Origin of the sequence: Ligilactobacillus ruminis ATCC 27782 (genome assembly GCF_000224985.1) — a bacterium.
Lineage (GTDB): Bacteria > Bacillota > Bacilli > Lactobacillales > Lactobacillaceae > Ligilactobacillus > Ligilactobacillus ruminis.
Genome location: NC_015975.1, coordinates 1551613 through 1568244 on the forward strand (window position 1 = coordinate 1551613; position 16632 = coordinate 1568244).

Here is a 16632-nt window from a genome sequence, read left to right on the forward strand (position 1 = left end):
AGCCGGTAATTGAGGTTGCTTCTGTCTGTGCAGATACGACCTCGTCAGATCGTATCTGTGCCGGTTTCTTCAGCATAGCCTGCATGGATTGACACGTTCATGCAGGCATTTTTTTGTCCCTGCATGGAAAATGCAGGGTTTTATTTTTTTCTGCAGACCGATCTGACGAACTGAATTTTATCAGGAAAGGAAAAACAATATGAAAAGACTTATCGCAGCAATTTCAGCACTCGTTATTTTTTTAGGCTATGCCTTCATTTACGAAAGCAAGCAGGAAACCAAACAGGAAAAACCGACCGTTGCCATCCTTCAGCTGATGACGCACCCCGCCCTTGATTCGATTCATCACGGCATCGTGGACGCCTTGAAGGAAAACGGCTACGTGCCCGGCAAAACGATCAAGCTCGATTATCAGAATGCAGAAGGAGACCAAAGCAGCCTGAAAACGATGAGCGATCGTTTCAAAAATGAAAATTCGGCCGTCATGATCGGCATCGCAACTCCGGCAGCTCAATCGCTTGCCAACGTTGCCAACGGCAAAACGCCCGTCGTCATGGGCGCCATCAGCGACCCGATCGGTGCCGGCCTCGTTAAAAACATCAAACATCCCGGTGCAAACATTACGGGCGTCATTCACAGGGAACCGGTCAAACAGCAGGTCAAACTTATCAAGACGATCATGCCAAACGTCAAGGTCATCGGCGGTCTGCATACTTCAAGCGACGACTCGTCGACTGCCGAATTCAAAGAATTCAAACAATTGGCCAAAAAAGAAGGTATCAAGGTCAAGGACTACACGATCACTTCGACAAACGACATCGATCAGGTAAGCTCGACCATGGCCTCTGAAGTCGAGGCCGTCTATATTCCGACGGACAACACCGTTGCCTCCGGCTTTTCGACCGTCGTCAAGAACACCGACGCCAAAAAAATTCCGGTCTTTCCTTCAGTCACGTCCATGATCAAGCACGGAGGCATTGCCACCGTCAGCGTCAGCCAGTACGAATTGGGCAAACTGACCGGGCAGATGGCTGCGGAAATTCTCGATGGCAAAAAGCCTGGCAACATGGCGCTTCGCTATGTCAAACTCGGACAAACGCACATCAATTTGAAGCACGCTAAAGAACTCGGCTTAGACATTCCCAAGACGGCTTTGAATCAAGCACAAAAGAAAGGAAGCATCATCAAATGACATTAATCGTATCAGCAATCGGACAAGGCCTGATCTGGGGTTTGCTTGGAATCGGCCTTTTCATCACATTCAGAATCTTGAACTTCCCGGATATGACGGTCGAAGGAACCTTCCCGTTTGGTGCTGCCGTTTGCGTCAGCGCGATCACTCATGGCCTTGGCCCGGCCGAAGCCACCTTGCTCGCCTTTTTGGCAGGACTTTTGACCGGGCTTGTCACCGGATTGCTTTATACTAAGCTGCACATTCCGATTCTTCTTTCGGGAATCCTCGTCATGACGGGCATCTACTCCGTCAACCTGCGCGTTTTGGGCAAGGCCACGGTCGGCTTGCTGCACAAGAAGACGCTTTTTTCCTGCAGCTTCTTGACCAGCCTTCCTGAAAACTTCCCGTCGGTCCTTGTCGGCACTGCATTTTCCGTCATCGTCATCATCTTGATTGCCCTCTTTTTAAATACAGAGCTGGGACAGTCGCTGATCGCAACCGGCGACAATGAAAAAATGGCACTTTCGCAAGGCATCAATACCAACGACATGAAAATCCTCGGTTTGATGATTTCAAACGGCTTGATCGGGCTTTGTGGCGGCATCATCTCGCAAAACAACGGCTATGCGGACGTCAACATGGGCATCGGAACGATCGTCATCGGCCTTGCCGCAATCATCATTGGCGAGGTCGCATTCGGAAACCTCAGCTTGACGGTTCGCCTGATTGCCGTCGTCATCGGAAGCATCTTATACCGTTTCGTTTTGCTGATCGTTTTGAAACTCGGATTCGGCACGAACGATTTCAAGCTGATTTCCGCGCTCGTGCTTGCAATCTGCCTGTCGCTTCCGTTATTTGAAAAGAAATTCAAAACAAGCATCATTTTGAAAAAAGGAGTCGAGCGCCCATGAGCGAAAATATTTTAGAAATGCAAAACGTCACGACCTGCGTCAATGAAGGAACTTCCGAAGAAAAAGAAATCTTAAAAAATATCAGCCTAAACGTCAAAAGAGGCGACTTCATTACTTTATTGGGAACGAACGGGGCAGGCAAATCAACTCTTTTAAACGTCATCAACGGTTCGCTTTCCCCAAGAAGCGGCTCGCTCAAAATTGCCGGAAACGACGTCACGAAACTTTCAGTCGTCAAACGCGCCCGCTTCATTTCGCAGGTCTTCCAAGATCCCAAAGCAGGCACGGCACCACGAATGACGGTGGCAGAAAATCTTCTTTTGGCAAAGCGTCGCGGCCAAAAGCGCCGCTTGAAACTGCGCGGTCTGAACAATGCGCTCCCTGAATTTAGCGAACTGACCAAAAAATTGCCAAACGGGCTTTCAGAAAGGCTCAACACTTTCACCGGCGACCTTTCGGGCGGACAAAGACAAACTTTGAGTTTTTTGATGGCCACGATGGGCAATCCTGAAATTTTGCTGCTTGACGAGCATACGGCAGCGCTTGATCCCAAAACGAGCCAGCAGCTGATGGAGCTTACTCAAAACACGATCGAAGAAAAACAGCTGACATGCATCATGATCACGCACCACTTAAAAGACGCTTTGAAATACGGCAATCGCATGATCATCTTAAAACGACGGCAAAATCGTGCTTGATAAAAGCGGCAAAGAAAAAGACAATTTGACGGAAGATGAGATTTTGAAATTTTTTACTAATTGAATCGACTGGCAACGGGCTGAAAAAAGCCACGTTTTCCTCTTGAAATAAATTAAATGCCGAACAAAGGAAGTCTGTACTATGTTCTGTCAAGTATACAGTTCAAATATAAAATTTTAACTAACAAGATACGGCTTGATTGCGGAACTGTTCTGCGGTCAGGCCGTTTTTTGACGCATAGGCACGTTTCCTGTTGAAATAATCTATTGCGCCTTGAACTAATGTTTCAAGCTCTTCAAGGTTGGCAGGCCGTGGATGATGATCCATCCAGATGTGCTTGAAATCGTTCCACCAGCGTTCCATAGGCGAATTCTCCCATGGATGCCCGGGATGAGACATACTGTGAACACATTTATTCTCTGTCAGATAATTATTGAAATCCATTGAACAGTATGCTGCTCCGCGGTCCGTGTGAACCATCGGATGAGCGTCCGGCTCGTCTTCAAACGCCCGCTTGAAGGTGTCGATTACAGCCGACGATGTCTCTGTTTCCGAAATGTTGTAACTTAATGCATAACGGCCGTATAAGTCCAGAACAACATGCACTCTTGCCTTGTGACCGGAGTTGCCGTACTTGATTTCAGTAGTGTCAGTAACCCAGACTTCATTTTTGCCTTTCCTGTCGAACTGTCCCTTCAACAGGTTGTCATTGATGTATTCTTCGCGTCTCTTGATACGGTTGCGTTTCTTTCTTCTCACGTTGGATGTGATTCCGTTGCTTCTCATGCAGTTGGTGACGCGCTTGAGACCGGCCTTGAAGTACAGCCTGTTTTCCGAGGCAAGCTGCGTGGTCATTCCCAGATAGCCCAGAGTACCCTTGTGTTCCTTCTCCAGATCCATAATTGCTGAAAGAAGGTCTGACTGTTCCTGTTGATGCTTACTTGTTCCACGTTTGAGCCACTTATAGTGTGCATCTCTGGTTATACCGACTGTTCTGCACAGTTCACTGACTGACCAGCCGTATTCCTCGTTCAGTTCCCTGATGGTCTTCTGCCTAATTCCTTTTTCGCCTCCCTGTTGCTTATTTCGACTAATTTTTTTGCGAAGGCTATCTCCATTTCCTGCTGATGAAGTCTGGCCTCGAGAAGTTTGTTTTCCCTCTTCAACCGGTCCATTTCAGTGAGTTCTGATTCCGGTTTGGCCTTCCCCCTGCGGTCACGCAGCGATTCCGGATTGTTGCCGCTTCCGGTGTACTTCCGATACCATCCGTAGACCTGATTATAGCTGACATTGTAATGTTCAGCCGCCCAGTTGTAGTCAACATCGTGTCTTATCAGCTGTTCAATGATTTTCAGCCGTTCGTCAAAAGTTGTCTTTCTGCCCTTCATTCCTGAATCTCGCTTTCCGGATCTGTGATCCTCTAAGATAGATTCATTATACCTCATAATCCATTGACTTAGCTGGGTACGGCCTCTCAGCCCGTGGCTGATGGCGAACTCTTCAAGCTTCTCATCTGACTTCTGATATTCTTCAACCAGTGATGCCTTGTATTCACTGGAATATGTGTTATTTGAACGTGTGGGTTCCAGGCCCTGAATACCCTGATACTTATAGATGAGCTTCCAGGTTCTGATGGTATGGTCTGATATGGAATACAGCCTTGATGTTCTGGTGATTCCCAATGTTTCTGCTTCATGAATGATCATCAGCTTAAAATCAGCAGAATATTTCGATTTTCTTCCCATATGAAAATGCCCTCCAAGCATACAGCAAATTTTCTTTTTTACCTGTATACTTAAAGGACATTATAACCGTCGCAAGACGACAGATTTTGTCCGGCATTTTCAATTTTGATGCATGAAAATAAACTTTTTGTCAAATACGGCACTGCGTATCGCTTGCTCAATCAATGCCTAAGACTGGCTTACTGGCTGCCCGCAGATGCTTGTCCCCGCGCCTCCCAAAGTAGACAAAAAACGGGCTTTTCTACCGAATTTTGTCTACCACCGACTCAAAATCCGGCTCCCGCAACGCCACAAGTAGACAAAAACAACGCCTTTCTCTCAATTTTTGTCTACCGCCGACTCAAAATCCGGCCCCCGCGACGCCACAAGTAAACAAAAACTCAGCCATTCTCTCAATTTTTGTCTACCACCGACTCAAAATCCGGCCCCCGCGCCTCCCAAAGTAGACAAAAACGGGCTTTTCTACCGAATTTCGTCTACCACCGACTCAAAATCCGGTCCCCGCGACGCCACAAGTAGACAAAAACTCAGCCTTTCTCTCAATTTTTGTCTACCACCGACTCAAAATCCGGCTCCCGCAACGCCACAAGTAGACAAAAACTCAGCCTTTCTCTCAATTTTTGTCTACCGCCGACTCAAAATCCGGCCCCCGCGACGCCACAAGTAGACAAAAACTCAGTCCTTCTCTCAATTTTTGTCTACCACCGACTCAAAATCCGGCCCCCGCGACGCCACAAGTAGACAAAAACTCAGCCCTTCTCTCAATTTTTGTCTACTCCCACGCCTAAATCAAACCCGCACGGAACCGAAATCAGAACAAATAATGCTTTCCACGTTCCTTCTCCCGATGCAATGCAACGACATCGCATCAACCTGCTCTGCATTTTTAATGCAAAAAAGCGGAATCTCCGCTTCATCCGCGAAAATTCCGCATTGATCATCCAAATGTTCCTTATCTTACAACGATTACGGAACAAGGAGCATTTTGAGACATATAGCTGGCTTGTGATCCCAAGAAGACCCTCTTGCGACCTGTAAGAGGCTTTGTCTTGGAACCACAAACAAGCAAATCAGCATTAACGTCCGGCAAAATATCATTGATGATGACGACGCCCGGTTTGCCTTCGCCCGAATATGCCGTTACGTCTTTGACGCCAAAAGAGCGTGCCTTATTGACGTAGCCAGCAAGGTCATCAGCAACCTGTGCGCGTCTTTCGTCCAAAACTTCAGGACTCAACGTATCAAAAATGTTGAAATCACCGACTTCAAGAATCGAAACGATTCCCAAGGGAACATTCAAGCGTTTAGCCGTTGTCACGGCATAGTTGAATGCGTTGATGGATGATTGCGAATCATCTTCGTCAACGGCCACCAAAATCTTGGTAAAGATTTTCGGTTCGATTTCAAAATCACCATTCAGCTTTTCGCCCATAATAATCACTCCTTAAATGTTTGAATACGATTTTATTATAGCACAAAATCAATTACATTCTATCCATTTCTTCGTTCAGCAGCCGATCAACTTTATTGTTTCCGTAATTGTCTGCATGGCCTTTGGTCCAGACATACTTTGCATTCTTGAACTTTTTGAGCAATTCCAGGACTTCTTCCCAAAGTTCACGATTTTTGACAGGTTCTCCTGAGGCTGTTTTCCATCCCTTTTTGGCCCATGAAAAAAGCCAGCGTTTCGTCACCGCATCGAGCACATACTTCGAATCAAGCACGAAAAGCAAACGTTTGTCGTTTAATCGATAATAATCAAGCCACATCAGCGCGTTTCTGAAGGCCATGATTTCCATGCGATTATTCGTCGCACCGTATTCGCTGCCAGATTTTGCCACTTCCCGCTCGCCTTTTACAGCCAAAAAAGCCCACGCGGCCTTGTCATTCGACTTGACGTGCTGACCGAGCCTGTTGCCGTGATTCCGGGAACCGCCATCAGTATAAATTACGATTTCCGGTTTAAATCCAGTGCTGGCTTCAGCACCTGATGTTTTTAGCTTCTGCTCGGATTTGCCGTCAACAAACCGCTGTGCCTCTTCCAAAGTTTGGAAGCTCTTGTATCTTGCACCGGAAAAACCTTTTACCTGAGCCTGACACTCGGCCCAAGTCTTAAAAATGCCGGTCTTTCTGCCTGATGCAACTGCATAAAACTTTCCTGCCAAAAAAATTCCTCCAAAAAAAGCAGGGCAAGACCAAATCTTGCCCTGATGATCTATTCTTCCGTAATTTTCGTCCTCAAATCATGAATCACGGTTTCAAGCCGGGAAAGCGGCTCATCCAGTGAAACGAAGTACACGCTTTGCAAGCCGTTCTTCTTAAAATTAACTAAGCCTGCCTCGCGCAAAATTTTCAAGTGATGGGACACAGCCGGCTGAGTGATCGACATTCTGTCCGTAATCTCAGTCACAGTCAAACCATCCTTCAAATTTTCACACAAAAGAACGATAATCCGTTGACGATTGCGATCCGCCAATGCGTTGATTACTTCAAACTCATTGGTAAAGTTATCTAAAGCAACACTTTGGTTGGGCGTTAATTGCACTGTTGGCATAGAAACCACTCCTTTCAAAGGGCACTTCCCTATCTCTTCATCCATATATAGAATAACATTAAAATAAAAGAATAGCAAACGTTTACAACCCTTTTACATCAACCTTTTGAAATTTATTTATTCCTGTTGATCATAAGTAAAAATAAATTGACAAAAACATCAATCCGGAGCCGATCATTACCAGCATATGCCACCAGACATGTGCATATTTAACGCCCTTTATACTATATACCAAAGCCCCCAGCGTGTAAACTATCCCGCCCAAAAACAGGAGCAGCAATCCGTTTTTGCCAAGCGACAGGTACATCGGTCTGAAACCGCAAACGCACATCCATCCCATGACGACGTAAATGATCGTTTCAACGACCTGCTTACGGTTTCTTGCCAAAATATGATAACCGATTCCTGCGAGCGCAAGCACCCAGACCGCAAACAACAAAGCATACCCCAAGCTGCCCTTGATTGCAAGCAGACAATAAGGCGTATAGGTTCCAGCAATCATCAGGTAAATTCCGCTGTGATCGAATATTTGAAAGACCCGTTTTGCTTTCGTAAAATACAGACAATGGAACAAAGTCGAAAATAAATACAAAAGCAGCATGCTTGTTCCGTATACGATAAACGCCATGATCGTCTTCAAATCATGCGTCGCAGCCCCTTTCAAGATCAATAAAACAAGCATCCAGATTCCAAGCGCAGCCCCCACGCCATGAGTAATGGCACTCCATACTTCATTAATGACCCGTTGCTTTCTTTCCACTGTCATCACCCTTTCTTTTTCACAAATTTTCAGCACAATCATAAACTATAAATCGATTATAACTAGATTAGCATTCTAGGTCAACTTCTGCTTCCATTAAAAGATCTCAAAAATCATCCAAAACACGTCCCCCAAAAAAGATCAGCAGCCTCTCTTCACTGCATTTATCAAGAACAGAACCTTAAATTCGGCTGACACCAAATTCCCGAATATGATATAATTTCCATTAGGCTCATATGCCAAACGAGAGGTTTTAAAACGATGGAAAACTTTGACATCAAACTTTGGTTGTCCGATCTTGACGACCATCATCTGCCCAAATGGGAGGAATTCCCGGACTTCGAGCTTTATATGGAACAGCTCGTCAGCCTCGGCAATAGCTATCTTGCGTGTTTTTCAGAAACGCCTTTGACCTCTTCAATGATCAACAGCTACGTCAAAAAAGGACTGATGTCTCGTCCGGAAAAAAAGCGTTACAGGGCTGAACACATTGCTGAACTGATCGTCATCAGCCTTTTGAAAACGACCTATCCGCTCGAAACGATTCGAAACTGTATCGAAAGAGTCATTCGTGATGAAGAAAGCGTTCAAATTGCCTATGACAATTTTTCCGATCGATTCAATCAAACGCTGCATGCGCTTTATTCAGGAAACGATTCGATTTCGATCAAAATGCCGGCAACTAAGCTTGAATGTGTTTCAATTTCAGAAGAACTGGCTGTCAGAGCCGTTATTTACCGGTTGGTCAGTCAAAAAATCATGTCATCAAAAAACGAATAGCTCCGTGCTCGAGGCACAGAGCTATTTTTTTGCACAAATTCTTTGGCTCGAAAAATTTTTAATCCGCCAGTTTTCCGACCTTTTCTAATTTATCCAAAACCTTTTTGCCATGCGGCGATTTCTTGATGATCTCGCTTAAGTTTTGGCCAGCCTTGTTTCCGTGATGCACGCCGTCCTTCCAAGCCGAAACGTTAGTCACGTCGTACACGACTCCGTCAATTGCTACGTATGCGGGATTTCCGTTTTGCCCGTCATATTTTTCAAGCTCTTTTTCGGTGAAAATTTTTTCTTCCATAATATTGCACCTCTATGCGTCAATTTCAGGAGCTTCATTCAATTCGGCCTGAATCATCCAAATCTTCTTTTCAATCTCAGTCTTGAATCCGATGAAAATGTCTTGAGTGCTGTAATCTTTTTCCTCATCAGAAACTTCAATTCCCTTTTGATAAAGCTCTTCCAGATAGCGATAATCTTTGACAAGCGTTGCCAATCGCTCCGGCGTTCCTTTTCCAAAAGTTCCCTTCTCATCTTTGATTCCCGTATGATCGGCCATTTCTCTCAAAGTCGAAAACGGTTCTCCGTCAAGCGTAATCAGTCTCTCCGAAATCACGTCGAGCTGAGCGTTGATTTCATCCATGAACTCATCCATCAAAGGATGCAGCTTCAAAAAGTTCGTCCCGCGCATGTACCAGTGAGTCTGATGAATGACCATTGCCATCTGACTCAGATCGGCCACTAATTGATTCAAAACTTCTTTTGTTTTTTGATACTTCATCTTAAACACCTCATTTTTTGTGACATCGGTTACAACTACACCTTCATTATAATTGTCAACCGCTGGTCTAGCAAATATTTTGACTTTCCGTCTGTAAAATGCAGAGTCTGAACCATTTTCAGTTTTGACAGTAAATGCATGTTTATCAACAAAAAAATCCCCATTCAACAACGAGGATTACAATCAACTTAATTCAAATTGACAAAAATTTGTTTTGGATAACATCTTACTACAAGTCGGTACTTCAATTTGGAAGCATTTTTGAAATGATCATTTGTCATCAAGGACGAGGGAATTTCGTAAACATACGTTGAAATATCTTTTTTGGTTTGGTTAAATTCGATTGCCGATGCATTTTGAAAATTTCCGGCATTAAGCTGCATCTGTTTCAAATCACCTGCTCCAGAAATTTTTCCGTGCTCTTTGACTTTGACTAAAATGGCCTTAACGCCCTCCTTGCCTTCAACTGTTTCATTCGGAAAATTCTTCTTAATGTAGCGTTCATATTCTGCAGTATTCAAAAATTTAAAAGATTCAACCTTCATGCTTGCGCCGTTTTCCAATGAAACTTTTTCGTTCAGTTTATAGTCAAGTCTTTGCGGTTCTTTATACGAAAGATTGACGCGCAGGATATTTGCAAAAATCATACAGAATAACACAAGCAGGCACCCTGCCATTATTTTTTTAGCTTTCATTTGTCTGACCTGCCTTTATCTTGCCGTCTTTTAACTCCAAAACAACGTCCGATAAATAATCAAGTTCTTCTCGATCATGAGATGCTACAATAATCAAGCTGCCGTCCGCTCTGTATTTTTTTACAAGTTCCAACAACAGCTGGCTGCTTTGCTCATCAAGCGCATTAAGCGGCTCGTCCAAGATAATCAGCTCCGGATTTTCAAACAACGCCATGATGATGCCAAGCTTCTGCCGCATCCCAAGCGAATACTTCTTGACTTTCTTCTTGTCTTTTGGATCAAGTCCAAAATATTGCAGCAAAGATTCCATCTGTTCTTGAGTCGCAATCTTCTTGATGGCGCCAAGTGATTTCAAATTTCCCATCGCCGTTTGATTTTCAATCAGGCTCGGGCTTTCAATCAGTGCCCCGACGCTTTTTGGAAAAGATATGTCTTTCCCGAGAACCTGGCCGTCAATTCTGATTTCGCCCTCGGTCGGCGTATCGATTCCACAAATCAATTTCAACAGCACGCTCTTTCCGGCACCGTTTTTGCCACGTAATCCATAAATATTTCCGGATTGCAGTTTCAAATTTATGCCGCGTAAAATTTGTTGTTTTTTTATTGTTTTGGTAACGTTTGACAACTCTATTTCCATCTTAATCCCTCTTTTTTTCTTTTAAAATCTCCAATTTATCGGCAAATATTATCAACCCGACATAAATTACACAAAGCGGCACGATAAATACCCACGATTTTGTAAAATTCACTCCTGAAACTGATACGAACGTGCTTCTTTGCAACATGAAAAAGGTAAACGGGTTCCATTCAGAAAATTTGAAAAATGACATTATTATAATCAAAAACATTATCATCAGCGATGAAGCAAAATTAATGAGATAATATGCCAAAATTCCGATTGCAAGCAAAAAGCACAAGCAGACAGGAACCGTTATAAAAAGATATTTGATAATTTCTGGTTGCGGTATCGCTTGAGCCAAATTACCTTGAGAAATCCTTTTGGGGAAAAGAAAGGAAAAAGAAAACAATCCCAAATAAATCATCGCCAAATCGCCAAGCGCATAAATTGTCAAACAAAAAAGCTTGCTTTCAATCCAAATTTTCTTGCTTGAAAAATGCAGCAAGACGTTTGTTTTGCTGTCGTTGCTTTCCTTTGCCAAATAAAGCACTGCCGAATATAAAATGAGATAAAAAGTTAAAATCAAACAGAACGGCAGGTCATTTCTCCAGTAGATTGGTATTCCTCTGAAAAACTCAAGAATTGCCGCCGTTCCTTTGTTGCCGTAATCATCGAGCGAGACCAAAAAAGTTATCATCAACGTAATCATGAGCCACTTTTGATTTTGCAAAAAAATACCTCTCAAATCATATGTAAACTTCTTGATCAACAAAGTTCCCCCCTGTTAACGAACCTCGATTTGCTGAAGAAAAACACGCCCATCATCAATACTGACATTAAAAACAACCATTCCGCCATCATCATGAACGGCTTATTCCAGCTTGAGTAATAAGAAACCAGCTTCGTTGCCGAAAAAACCAAACGATCTTTTTCGATTACGATAGAATCATATGCAATCATCATCAAAAAAATCAAAAATCCCCAAAGATAATTTTTGAAAATCCAACGCAACATCAAAAATACTGACAATAATGAAAAAAGCACCACAAAATAACAAAAAAAGGTCATCACCAAAACAAGCAAGAAATCTGCATGAGAAACGTGTTTGATCGTTGCGTAAAAAACGCTTGACCCATAGCTCCAATCGATCAGAACGTTGCTGTAAAACAAATAAAGCAAAATTGTTGCCGCATAGACCGCAAGCGTTGAAAAGAAACTGAACCAAAATAATCTTAAAACCTGTTTCAAAAATATTTTTTGCCGGCTCTTGTTTCTGATTGCATAGTTTATTTTGAAATCATTTTTAAAAATGACTATCTCAGCAACAATCGCTGATAAAATCCCGCACATGCCGATAATGCGGACGTTCAAACATGAAACGAGCCCATCCGCAACACTGTAGCTCAATTCATAACTTTGAAAATTCTTGATACTGTTTAATTCAAAAAAAATCGTCAAAAGGACGTTCAAAAAAATAAGCAACGTCTCTGCTCTGCATTTTTTCAAAATCAATCATCCCCCAACCTGAAAAAAACGGGAAGAAGGGTGATCAATAAGAATAATATCGTCATCACGTTCGTGACTAAACCTATGGCCCCCGTCCCACCTGGCTGAATATATGCCGTAAAGCTTTTTTCGTACCATCCGACTGATTTGAATACGGTCAGTATTGCCAAATTCAAAACAAACGGCAACGTCAGTGCAACCGCCCGATACTCGGAAACATATGCCGTTATTAACGACGAAGCTGCAAACAAACCTGATATCATGAATATCAAACATAAACTAAACAACGTATAAATCATCGGGTGCTCAGGGAGAAGAACGTTCGCAATCGCATCGGTATCCGATATCCCCAACATTAATGCCGCCGTTCCGCCAGAATACATTTTTGTGACCGGAAAAAAACTCATATACAGCAACAAGCTCAATAAAAGCGGCAACGTTACGGTAACAGCTCCCGAAACAAAAGCAGCCAGCCACTTAGCAAATAGCACCTGTTTCCTTTTGACTCGAAGTTCCAATTGTTTTAAATAATCTGTTTGAATATCTTGATAAAGATTGCTCCCGATCGGAAGCACTGCAAGAAGCGGTAAAATCAAAAAAAAGTAATTGTTCTGAACATCTCCGCACGCCGCGCCAAGCCAACTGCCATAAAGCACATCGGGCGAATCATACCCTGAATTTCCAGAAACAACCTGTTTCATAATAAACAACATGCTGGGAATTCTTTCAGCAAACTGCCAGACGCATAAAATGCATCCACCCCAAATTGCAATCAAAAACCCCCTGGATAAAAATGCTCGCTTTAAATCAACTTTAAAAATTGCTCCCAAAATACTACCCCTTCACCTTGTCAATTCTCAAATCAACTTCCGTTAAATGCTTTGAGTCCCCTATCAGCTGGCCTTTTCCGTCAATCAACAGACACAACCTGTCATGATAATCTTTCAACTCGGTATCCTTAACGACAAATGCGATATAAAATTTTCTTTCCTTGCCGTGCTCAAGCTTAAGATGTCCCATCTCATCAAAAGGATTCATCAACATTGCCTCGTAATCTTCTATTGTGTCCTTACCGCCTTTGACCCTTAACTGCGCACTAGGAAGATGAAAAGTATAATCACGATTCTTTTTATTTTTAGCTAAAATTTCCAACGTTACGTATGAATCATCACCAACCAAATTGTTATTTGCATCCATCGAAATTTTCTCATCATAATAATATTTCCTGTCCGTTCGTTCGATGTTAACTAATTTTTTGCTGGATACAGCCGAAAGAACTCGGTATTCTACACCGTCATTTTGATAAGATTCATTCATCTTGACGGTTTTCATATCATCGGTCTCAACTTCAAGAAAATCCCCTCTTCTCTTTGACCTGACATTCTTAGAAAGCTTAACTTTTTTACCATAGCTTGCCTTGCTTTCAGGCAACAAATCATTCAAAAAGTTCCCGTTTCTGACAAAAGCAAATGCCAAAACGAAAACCGACAAAGCTATGATGGCAAAAGTCGTGTATTTTTTTCTCACAGGTATTCCCCCAGTGCGATTAAATTTCAAATAAATGTTAGGTGTATCTCTTGCTGATTACAAGTGAACTAAATGCTATCCGGACTCCAAAGCATATTTACATGTCCACAATATGGCGAAATTAACAAGCCACCATATCTATACCCATTTTCGTAGACTAAATTTTTAACATACACACGTTGTCCTTTTCTAACTTTGTATGCCTTATAAAATCCTTTAGCCTTATTAATATCCCGAGGTCCACGAGCTGCATATGCCATTGCAACATATGGTCCGTCAGACCTGTCATTGTAAGTATACATTGAACTTGCATCCGTTTTTTTACGCGCTCCAGTAGCTAAATTGCCGCCATCACCAGGATTATATCTGGAGAATCGAGTATCAGAGTGATTATTAGCAGAAATCAAATCGCCTGCGCTAATTCGAATGCCGCAACCAACATTGTTAGCAAAATCATTAATTTTAAACCTATTTTTTTCATTTCAATACATCCTCCAAAAAAAGAAATACACCTAACACTTGAATTATATTTCGATTAATTTATGCTGTCAATATCAAATTTTACTAATTTTCCCCACAAAAAAAGAGCCGCCCCAAAGGCGACCCTTTTCCTCATATCAACTAAAGAATTAGTCGATTGATGGTGTACCCATCCAGCCGATGATTTCTTCAACTGTATCTGTGATAGCTTGTGTGCCAGGTGCAAGAAGCTTACGTGGGTCGTAACCCTTGCCTTCTTGATCCTTGCCAGCTTCGATGTACTTGCGTGTAGCATCAGCAAATGCCAATTGGCATTCCGTGTTGATGTTAAGCTTGGAGATACCCAAAGAAATAGCCTTTTCAACTTGTTCTTGTGGGATACCAGAACCACCGTGCAAAACAAGTGGCATATCTGGAAGTGCATCAGCAATTTCCTTCAAACGATCGAAGTTCAAGCCAGCCCAGTCTGCTGGATACTTGCCGTGGATGTTGCCAATACCACATGCAAGGTAATCAACGCCTGTAGCAGCCATCTTTTTAGCGTCTTCAACGGAAGCAAGTTCGCCTGCACCAGTGATGCCGTCTTCTGTACCACCGATTGAACCAACTTCAGCTTCAACGGACATGCCGTGAGCGTGTGCCAATTCAACGATTTCCTTTGTCTTAGCCAAGTTTTCTTCAAGCGGAAGATCATGGCCGTCGAACATAACTGATGAGTAACCAGCTTCGATACATTCCTTGGCAGCTTCGTAGTTACCATGGTCCAAGTGCATAACAACAGGAACCGTGATGTTCATAGCTTCCATTTCGTTTGCAACCAAGTCGCGAACAAGCTTGTAGCCGCCCATGTACTTAGCAGCGCCCATAGAAACTTGAATAAGAACAGGAACGTTCTTTTCTTGAGCACCCTTGAGAATAGCACGTGTCCATTCCAAGTTGTTTGTGTTGAAAGCACCAACACAGTAGTGGCCTTTACGAGCTGCACCAAAGATTGCGTTACCGTTTACGAATGACATAAAACAGCCTCCTAAAAGATTTCAGTAAAATTACTCTTCTGAGTACAATCTCATTTTAACACATTTCCCCTTATCAAAGCACCTGTTTTTATGAATTTTCACTGATTATCATTGAAAAGCACTTACAATTTTCAAACTGTCAGAATCATCTCACAACCTCCCGATTTTGGTCGCACTTGTCAAATTCAGAGCTTCTGACCAAAACAAAAGGCTGGAAAAAATTATGCCGCAAATTGACCCCCTGGATGGCTTTGCGGTTAATCGCAAATCATCCGGGAGTTTGGATATGCAAGAACCGAATTCTTAAGAAACGGTTTCCATACATGCCAGCGTCCAAAAATGAGGCGCTGTCCGTAATCACGTCTTGACGCGCTGATTGAGCAGACACTGAATTTGGCAAAAGCTCCGCCGTTTACGGACAAAATGTTCAAAAATGGCCGTTTGTCCGTAAGATTTCAGCCGTTTCGAACCAGGTTTTACGGACAAATGGTCTAAAAATCCGATTTTGTCCGTAAATCCCCATCATAATGGCCAAAAATTTACGGACAAATCATTGAAAATCCCCTGTTTGTCCGTAAAATGAGTTTTGATTACGGACAAATCATCAAAAATGAGGGCTTTGTCCGTAAATCTGAATGAGGTCTTTCCTCAGATTGTAGTTATGCATCACTGTATTTATCAAAAAGGCCTGCCCGATTTGCAAGCCTTTTCCTTAAATATCTTTTTTGCCTAATTCAACGATCTTTCCGCGTTTCGTGTAAACGATCCACTCGGCAATATTCGTAATGTAGTCACCGATGCGTTCAAGCCTGTTCGCAATTTTCAGATAATCGATGCCTTCGCCCGTATTTTCCGGGCTTGTTTGGAGCAGCTTGACGGATAAGGTGTTGACCTTTGAATAGATTTCGTCGTTTGTCGCATCCCTCTCGGCAATTTCGACGGCATGTCCGTCATCGACTTCAGTATACGCATCCAAAATATCCTGCAGCATCTTGGCGACGTTTTCGCCCATCCTCGTCAACAGCTCGTCAATTTGTTCGTTTCTTTCGTGAAGCTTCAGATCAAGCACCGTTTCAGAAATGTTGACGGCATGGTCGGCCAGACGTTCCAAGTCGGCGCTTGCTTTCAAAATCGAAATGATTTCGCGCAGATCCATCGTCACCGGCTGCTGCAAGGCAATTACCTGAGCAGATTTCTTTTCAAGGTGAGTTTCTTTGCCGTTGATGACCTCATCGTGGTCGATCACTTCCTGCGCAAGTTTTTCGTTGCCTTCTTCAAAAGCCGTAACCGTTTTTTTGACTGCTTCCAAAACTTCAAGACCCATCGTGATGAATTCTTGTCTCAAAGCCATGATTTGAGTGTCTATATGTCGCATATTTTTCTCCCTTCCT

The 16632-nt window shown here is 43.0% G+C and carries 20 protein-coding genes and 1 pseudogene; 4 read left to right on the top strand and 17 right to left on the bottom strand.

Features of this window, described 5'->3' with window-relative positions:
* Positions 1 to 199 precede the first annotated feature (199 nt).
* The 3 genes and pseudogenes from trpX (at position 200) to LRC_RS07845 (ending at position 2847) form a co-directional block, all read left to right on the top strand.
* Complete coding sequence (gene trpX / locus LRC_RS07835) at positions 200 to 1192, top strand: tryptophan ABC transporter substrate-binding protein (RefSeq protein ID WP_014073896.1); 993 nt, start codon at positions 200 to 202, stop codon at positions 1190 to 1192.
* Positions 1189 to 2085, top strand: coding sequence for an ABC transporter permease (locus LRC_RS07840; protein WP_014073897.1), 897 nt, complete (start codon positions 1189 to 1191; stop codon positions 2083 to 2085). Before trpX ends, LRC_RS07840 begins: the two co-directional genes overlap by 4 nt.
* Positions 2082 to 2847: pseudogene (locus LRC_RS07845) on the top strand (ABC transporter ATP-binding protein). The gene LRC_RS07840 and the pseudogene LRC_RS07845 overlap by 4 nt, the downstream one beginning before the upstream one ends.
* 117 nt (positions 2848 to 2964) lie before the next feature.
* Here LRC_RS07845 and LRC_RS07850 read toward each other — a convergent pair.
* The 6 genes from LRC_RS07850 to trhA all read right to left on the bottom strand — a co-directional run bounded on the left by LRC_RS07850 (position 2965) and on the right by trhA (position 7843).
* A complete protein-coding gene (locus LRC_RS07850) occupies positions 2965 to 3879 on the bottom strand; it encodes an IS3 family transposase (protein ID WP_338034094.1) in 915 nt (304 codons plus the stop codon).
* Complete coding sequence (locus LRC_RS07855; protein WP_014073901.1) at positions 3816 to 4529, bottom strand: helix-turn-helix domain-containing protein; 714 nt, start codon at positions 4527 to 4529, stop codon at positions 3816 to 3818. The genes LRC_RS07850 and LRC_RS07855 overlap by 64 nt, the downstream gene beginning before the upstream one ends.
* A 952-nt stretch (positions 4530 to 5481) precedes the next feature.
* Positions 5482 to 5961 carry a universal stress protein gene (locus LRC_RS07860; RefSeq protein WP_003691723.1) on the bottom strand — a complete coding sequence of 160 codons (480 nt, stop codon included), beginning with the start codon at positions 5959 to 5961 and terminating at the stop codon, positions 5482 to 5484.
* A gap of 52 nt (positions 5962 to 6013) precedes the next feature.
* On the bottom strand, positions 6014 to 6694 hold the full coding sequence (locus LRC_RS07865; RefSeq protein WP_014073904.1) for a ribonuclease H family protein: 681 nt from the start codon (positions 6692 to 6694) through the stop codon (positions 6014 to 6016).
* Positions 6695 to 6744: 50 nt separating this feature from the next.
* Positions 6745 to 7083 carry an ArsR/SmtB family transcription factor gene (locus LRC_RS07870; protein ID WP_014073905.1) on the bottom strand — a complete coding sequence of 113 codons (339 nt, stop codon included), beginning with the start codon at positions 7081 to 7083 and terminating at the stop codon, positions 6745 to 6747.
* Between the two features lie 130 nt (positions 7084 to 7213).
* Complete coding sequence (trhA, locus tag LRC_RS07875) at positions 7214 to 7843, bottom strand: PAQR family membrane homeostasis protein TrhA (protein ID WP_041820065.1); 630 nt, start codon at positions 7841 to 7843, stop codon at positions 7214 to 7216.
* Between the two features lie 261 nt (positions 7844 to 8104).
* Here trhA and LRC_RS07880 point away from each other — a divergent pair, with 261 nt between their 5' ends.
* Positions 8105 to 8623, top strand: coding sequence for a DUF1836 domain-containing protein (locus tag LRC_RS07880; protein WP_014073907.1), 519 nt, complete (start codon positions 8105 to 8107; stop codon positions 8621 to 8623).
* A 58-nt stretch (positions 8624 to 8681) separates the two neighbouring features.
* Here the strand turns inward: LRC_RS07880 and LRC_RS07885 are convergent, their stop codons facing one another.
* The 11 genes from LRC_RS07885 to phoU all read right to left on the bottom strand — a co-directional run bounded on the left by LRC_RS07885 (position 8682) and on the right by phoU (position 16616).
* Positions 8682 to 8918 (bottom strand): cytochrome b5 domain-containing protein, encoded by a 237-nt coding sequence (locus LRC_RS07885; protein WP_014073908.1) that lies wholly within the window; start codon positions 8916 to 8918, stop codon positions 8682 to 8684.
* A gap of 12 nt (positions 8919 to 8930) precedes the next feature.
* Positions 8931 to 9398, bottom strand: a complete 468-nt coding sequence (locus LRC_RS07890; protein WP_014073909.1) for a Dps family protein — start codon at positions 9396 to 9398, stop codon at positions 8931 to 8933.
* 188 nt (positions 9399 to 9586) lie between these two features.
* Positions 9587 to 10093: a hypothetical protein gene (locus LRC_RS07895; protein ID WP_041820067.1), complete on the bottom strand. Its 507-nt coding sequence runs from the start codon at positions 10091 to 10093 to the stop codon at positions 9587 to 9589.
* A complete protein-coding gene (locus LRC_RS07900; RefSeq protein WP_014073911.1) occupies positions 10083 to 10730 on the bottom strand; it encodes an ABC transporter ATP-binding protein in 648 nt (215 codons plus the stop codon). Before LRC_RS07900 ends, LRC_RS07895 begins: the two co-directional genes overlap by 11 nt.
* A gap of 1 nt (position 10731) precedes the next feature.
* Positions 10732 to 11481 carry a hypothetical protein gene (locus LRC_RS07905; RefSeq protein ID WP_041820070.1) on the bottom strand — a complete coding sequence of 250 codons (750 nt, stop codon included), beginning with the start codon at positions 11479 to 11481 and terminating at the stop codon, positions 10732 to 10734.
* Positions 11478 to 12218 carry a hypothetical protein gene (locus tag LRC_RS07910; protein ID WP_039122018.1) on the bottom strand — a complete coding sequence of 247 codons (741 nt, stop codon included), beginning with the start codon at positions 12216 to 12218 and terminating at the stop codon, positions 11478 to 11480. The genes LRC_RS07905 and LRC_RS07910 overlap by 4 nt, the downstream gene beginning before the upstream one ends.
* A gap of 2 nt (positions 12219 to 12220) precedes the next feature.
* A complete protein-coding gene (locus LRC_RS07915) occupies positions 12221 to 12919 on the bottom strand; it encodes a hypothetical protein (protein ID WP_143455477.1) in 699 nt (232 codons plus the stop codon).
* Between the two features lie 133 nt (positions 12920 to 13052).
* Positions 13053 to 13745 (bottom strand): hypothetical protein, encoded by a 693-nt coding sequence (locus tag LRC_RS07920; RefSeq protein WP_014073915.1) that lies wholly within the window; start codon positions 13743 to 13745, stop codon positions 13053 to 13055.
* Between the two features lie 68 nt (positions 13746 to 13813).
* Positions 13814 to 14152, bottom strand: coding sequence for a DUF2712 domain-containing protein (locus LRC_RS12295; RefSeq protein WP_420805668.1), 339 nt, complete (start codon positions 14150 to 14152; stop codon positions 13814 to 13816).
* 222 nt (positions 14153 to 14374) lie between these two features.
* The gene (gene fba / locus LRC_RS07930) at positions 14375 to 15241 is read right to left on the bottom strand and encodes a class II fructose-1,6-bisphosphate aldolase (RefSeq protein ID WP_014073916.1); all 867 of its coding nucleotides are present in this window, start codon (positions 15239 to 15241) and stop codon (positions 14375 to 14377) included.
* Between the two features lie 712 nt (positions 15242 to 15953).
* The gene (gene phoU, locus LRC_RS07935; RefSeq protein ID WP_014073919.1) at positions 15954 to 16616 is read right to left on the bottom strand and encodes a phosphate signaling complex protein PhoU; all 663 of its coding nucleotides are present in this window, start codon (positions 16614 to 16616) and stop codon (positions 15954 to 15956) included.
* Positions 16617 to 16632 lie beyond the last annotated feature (16 nt).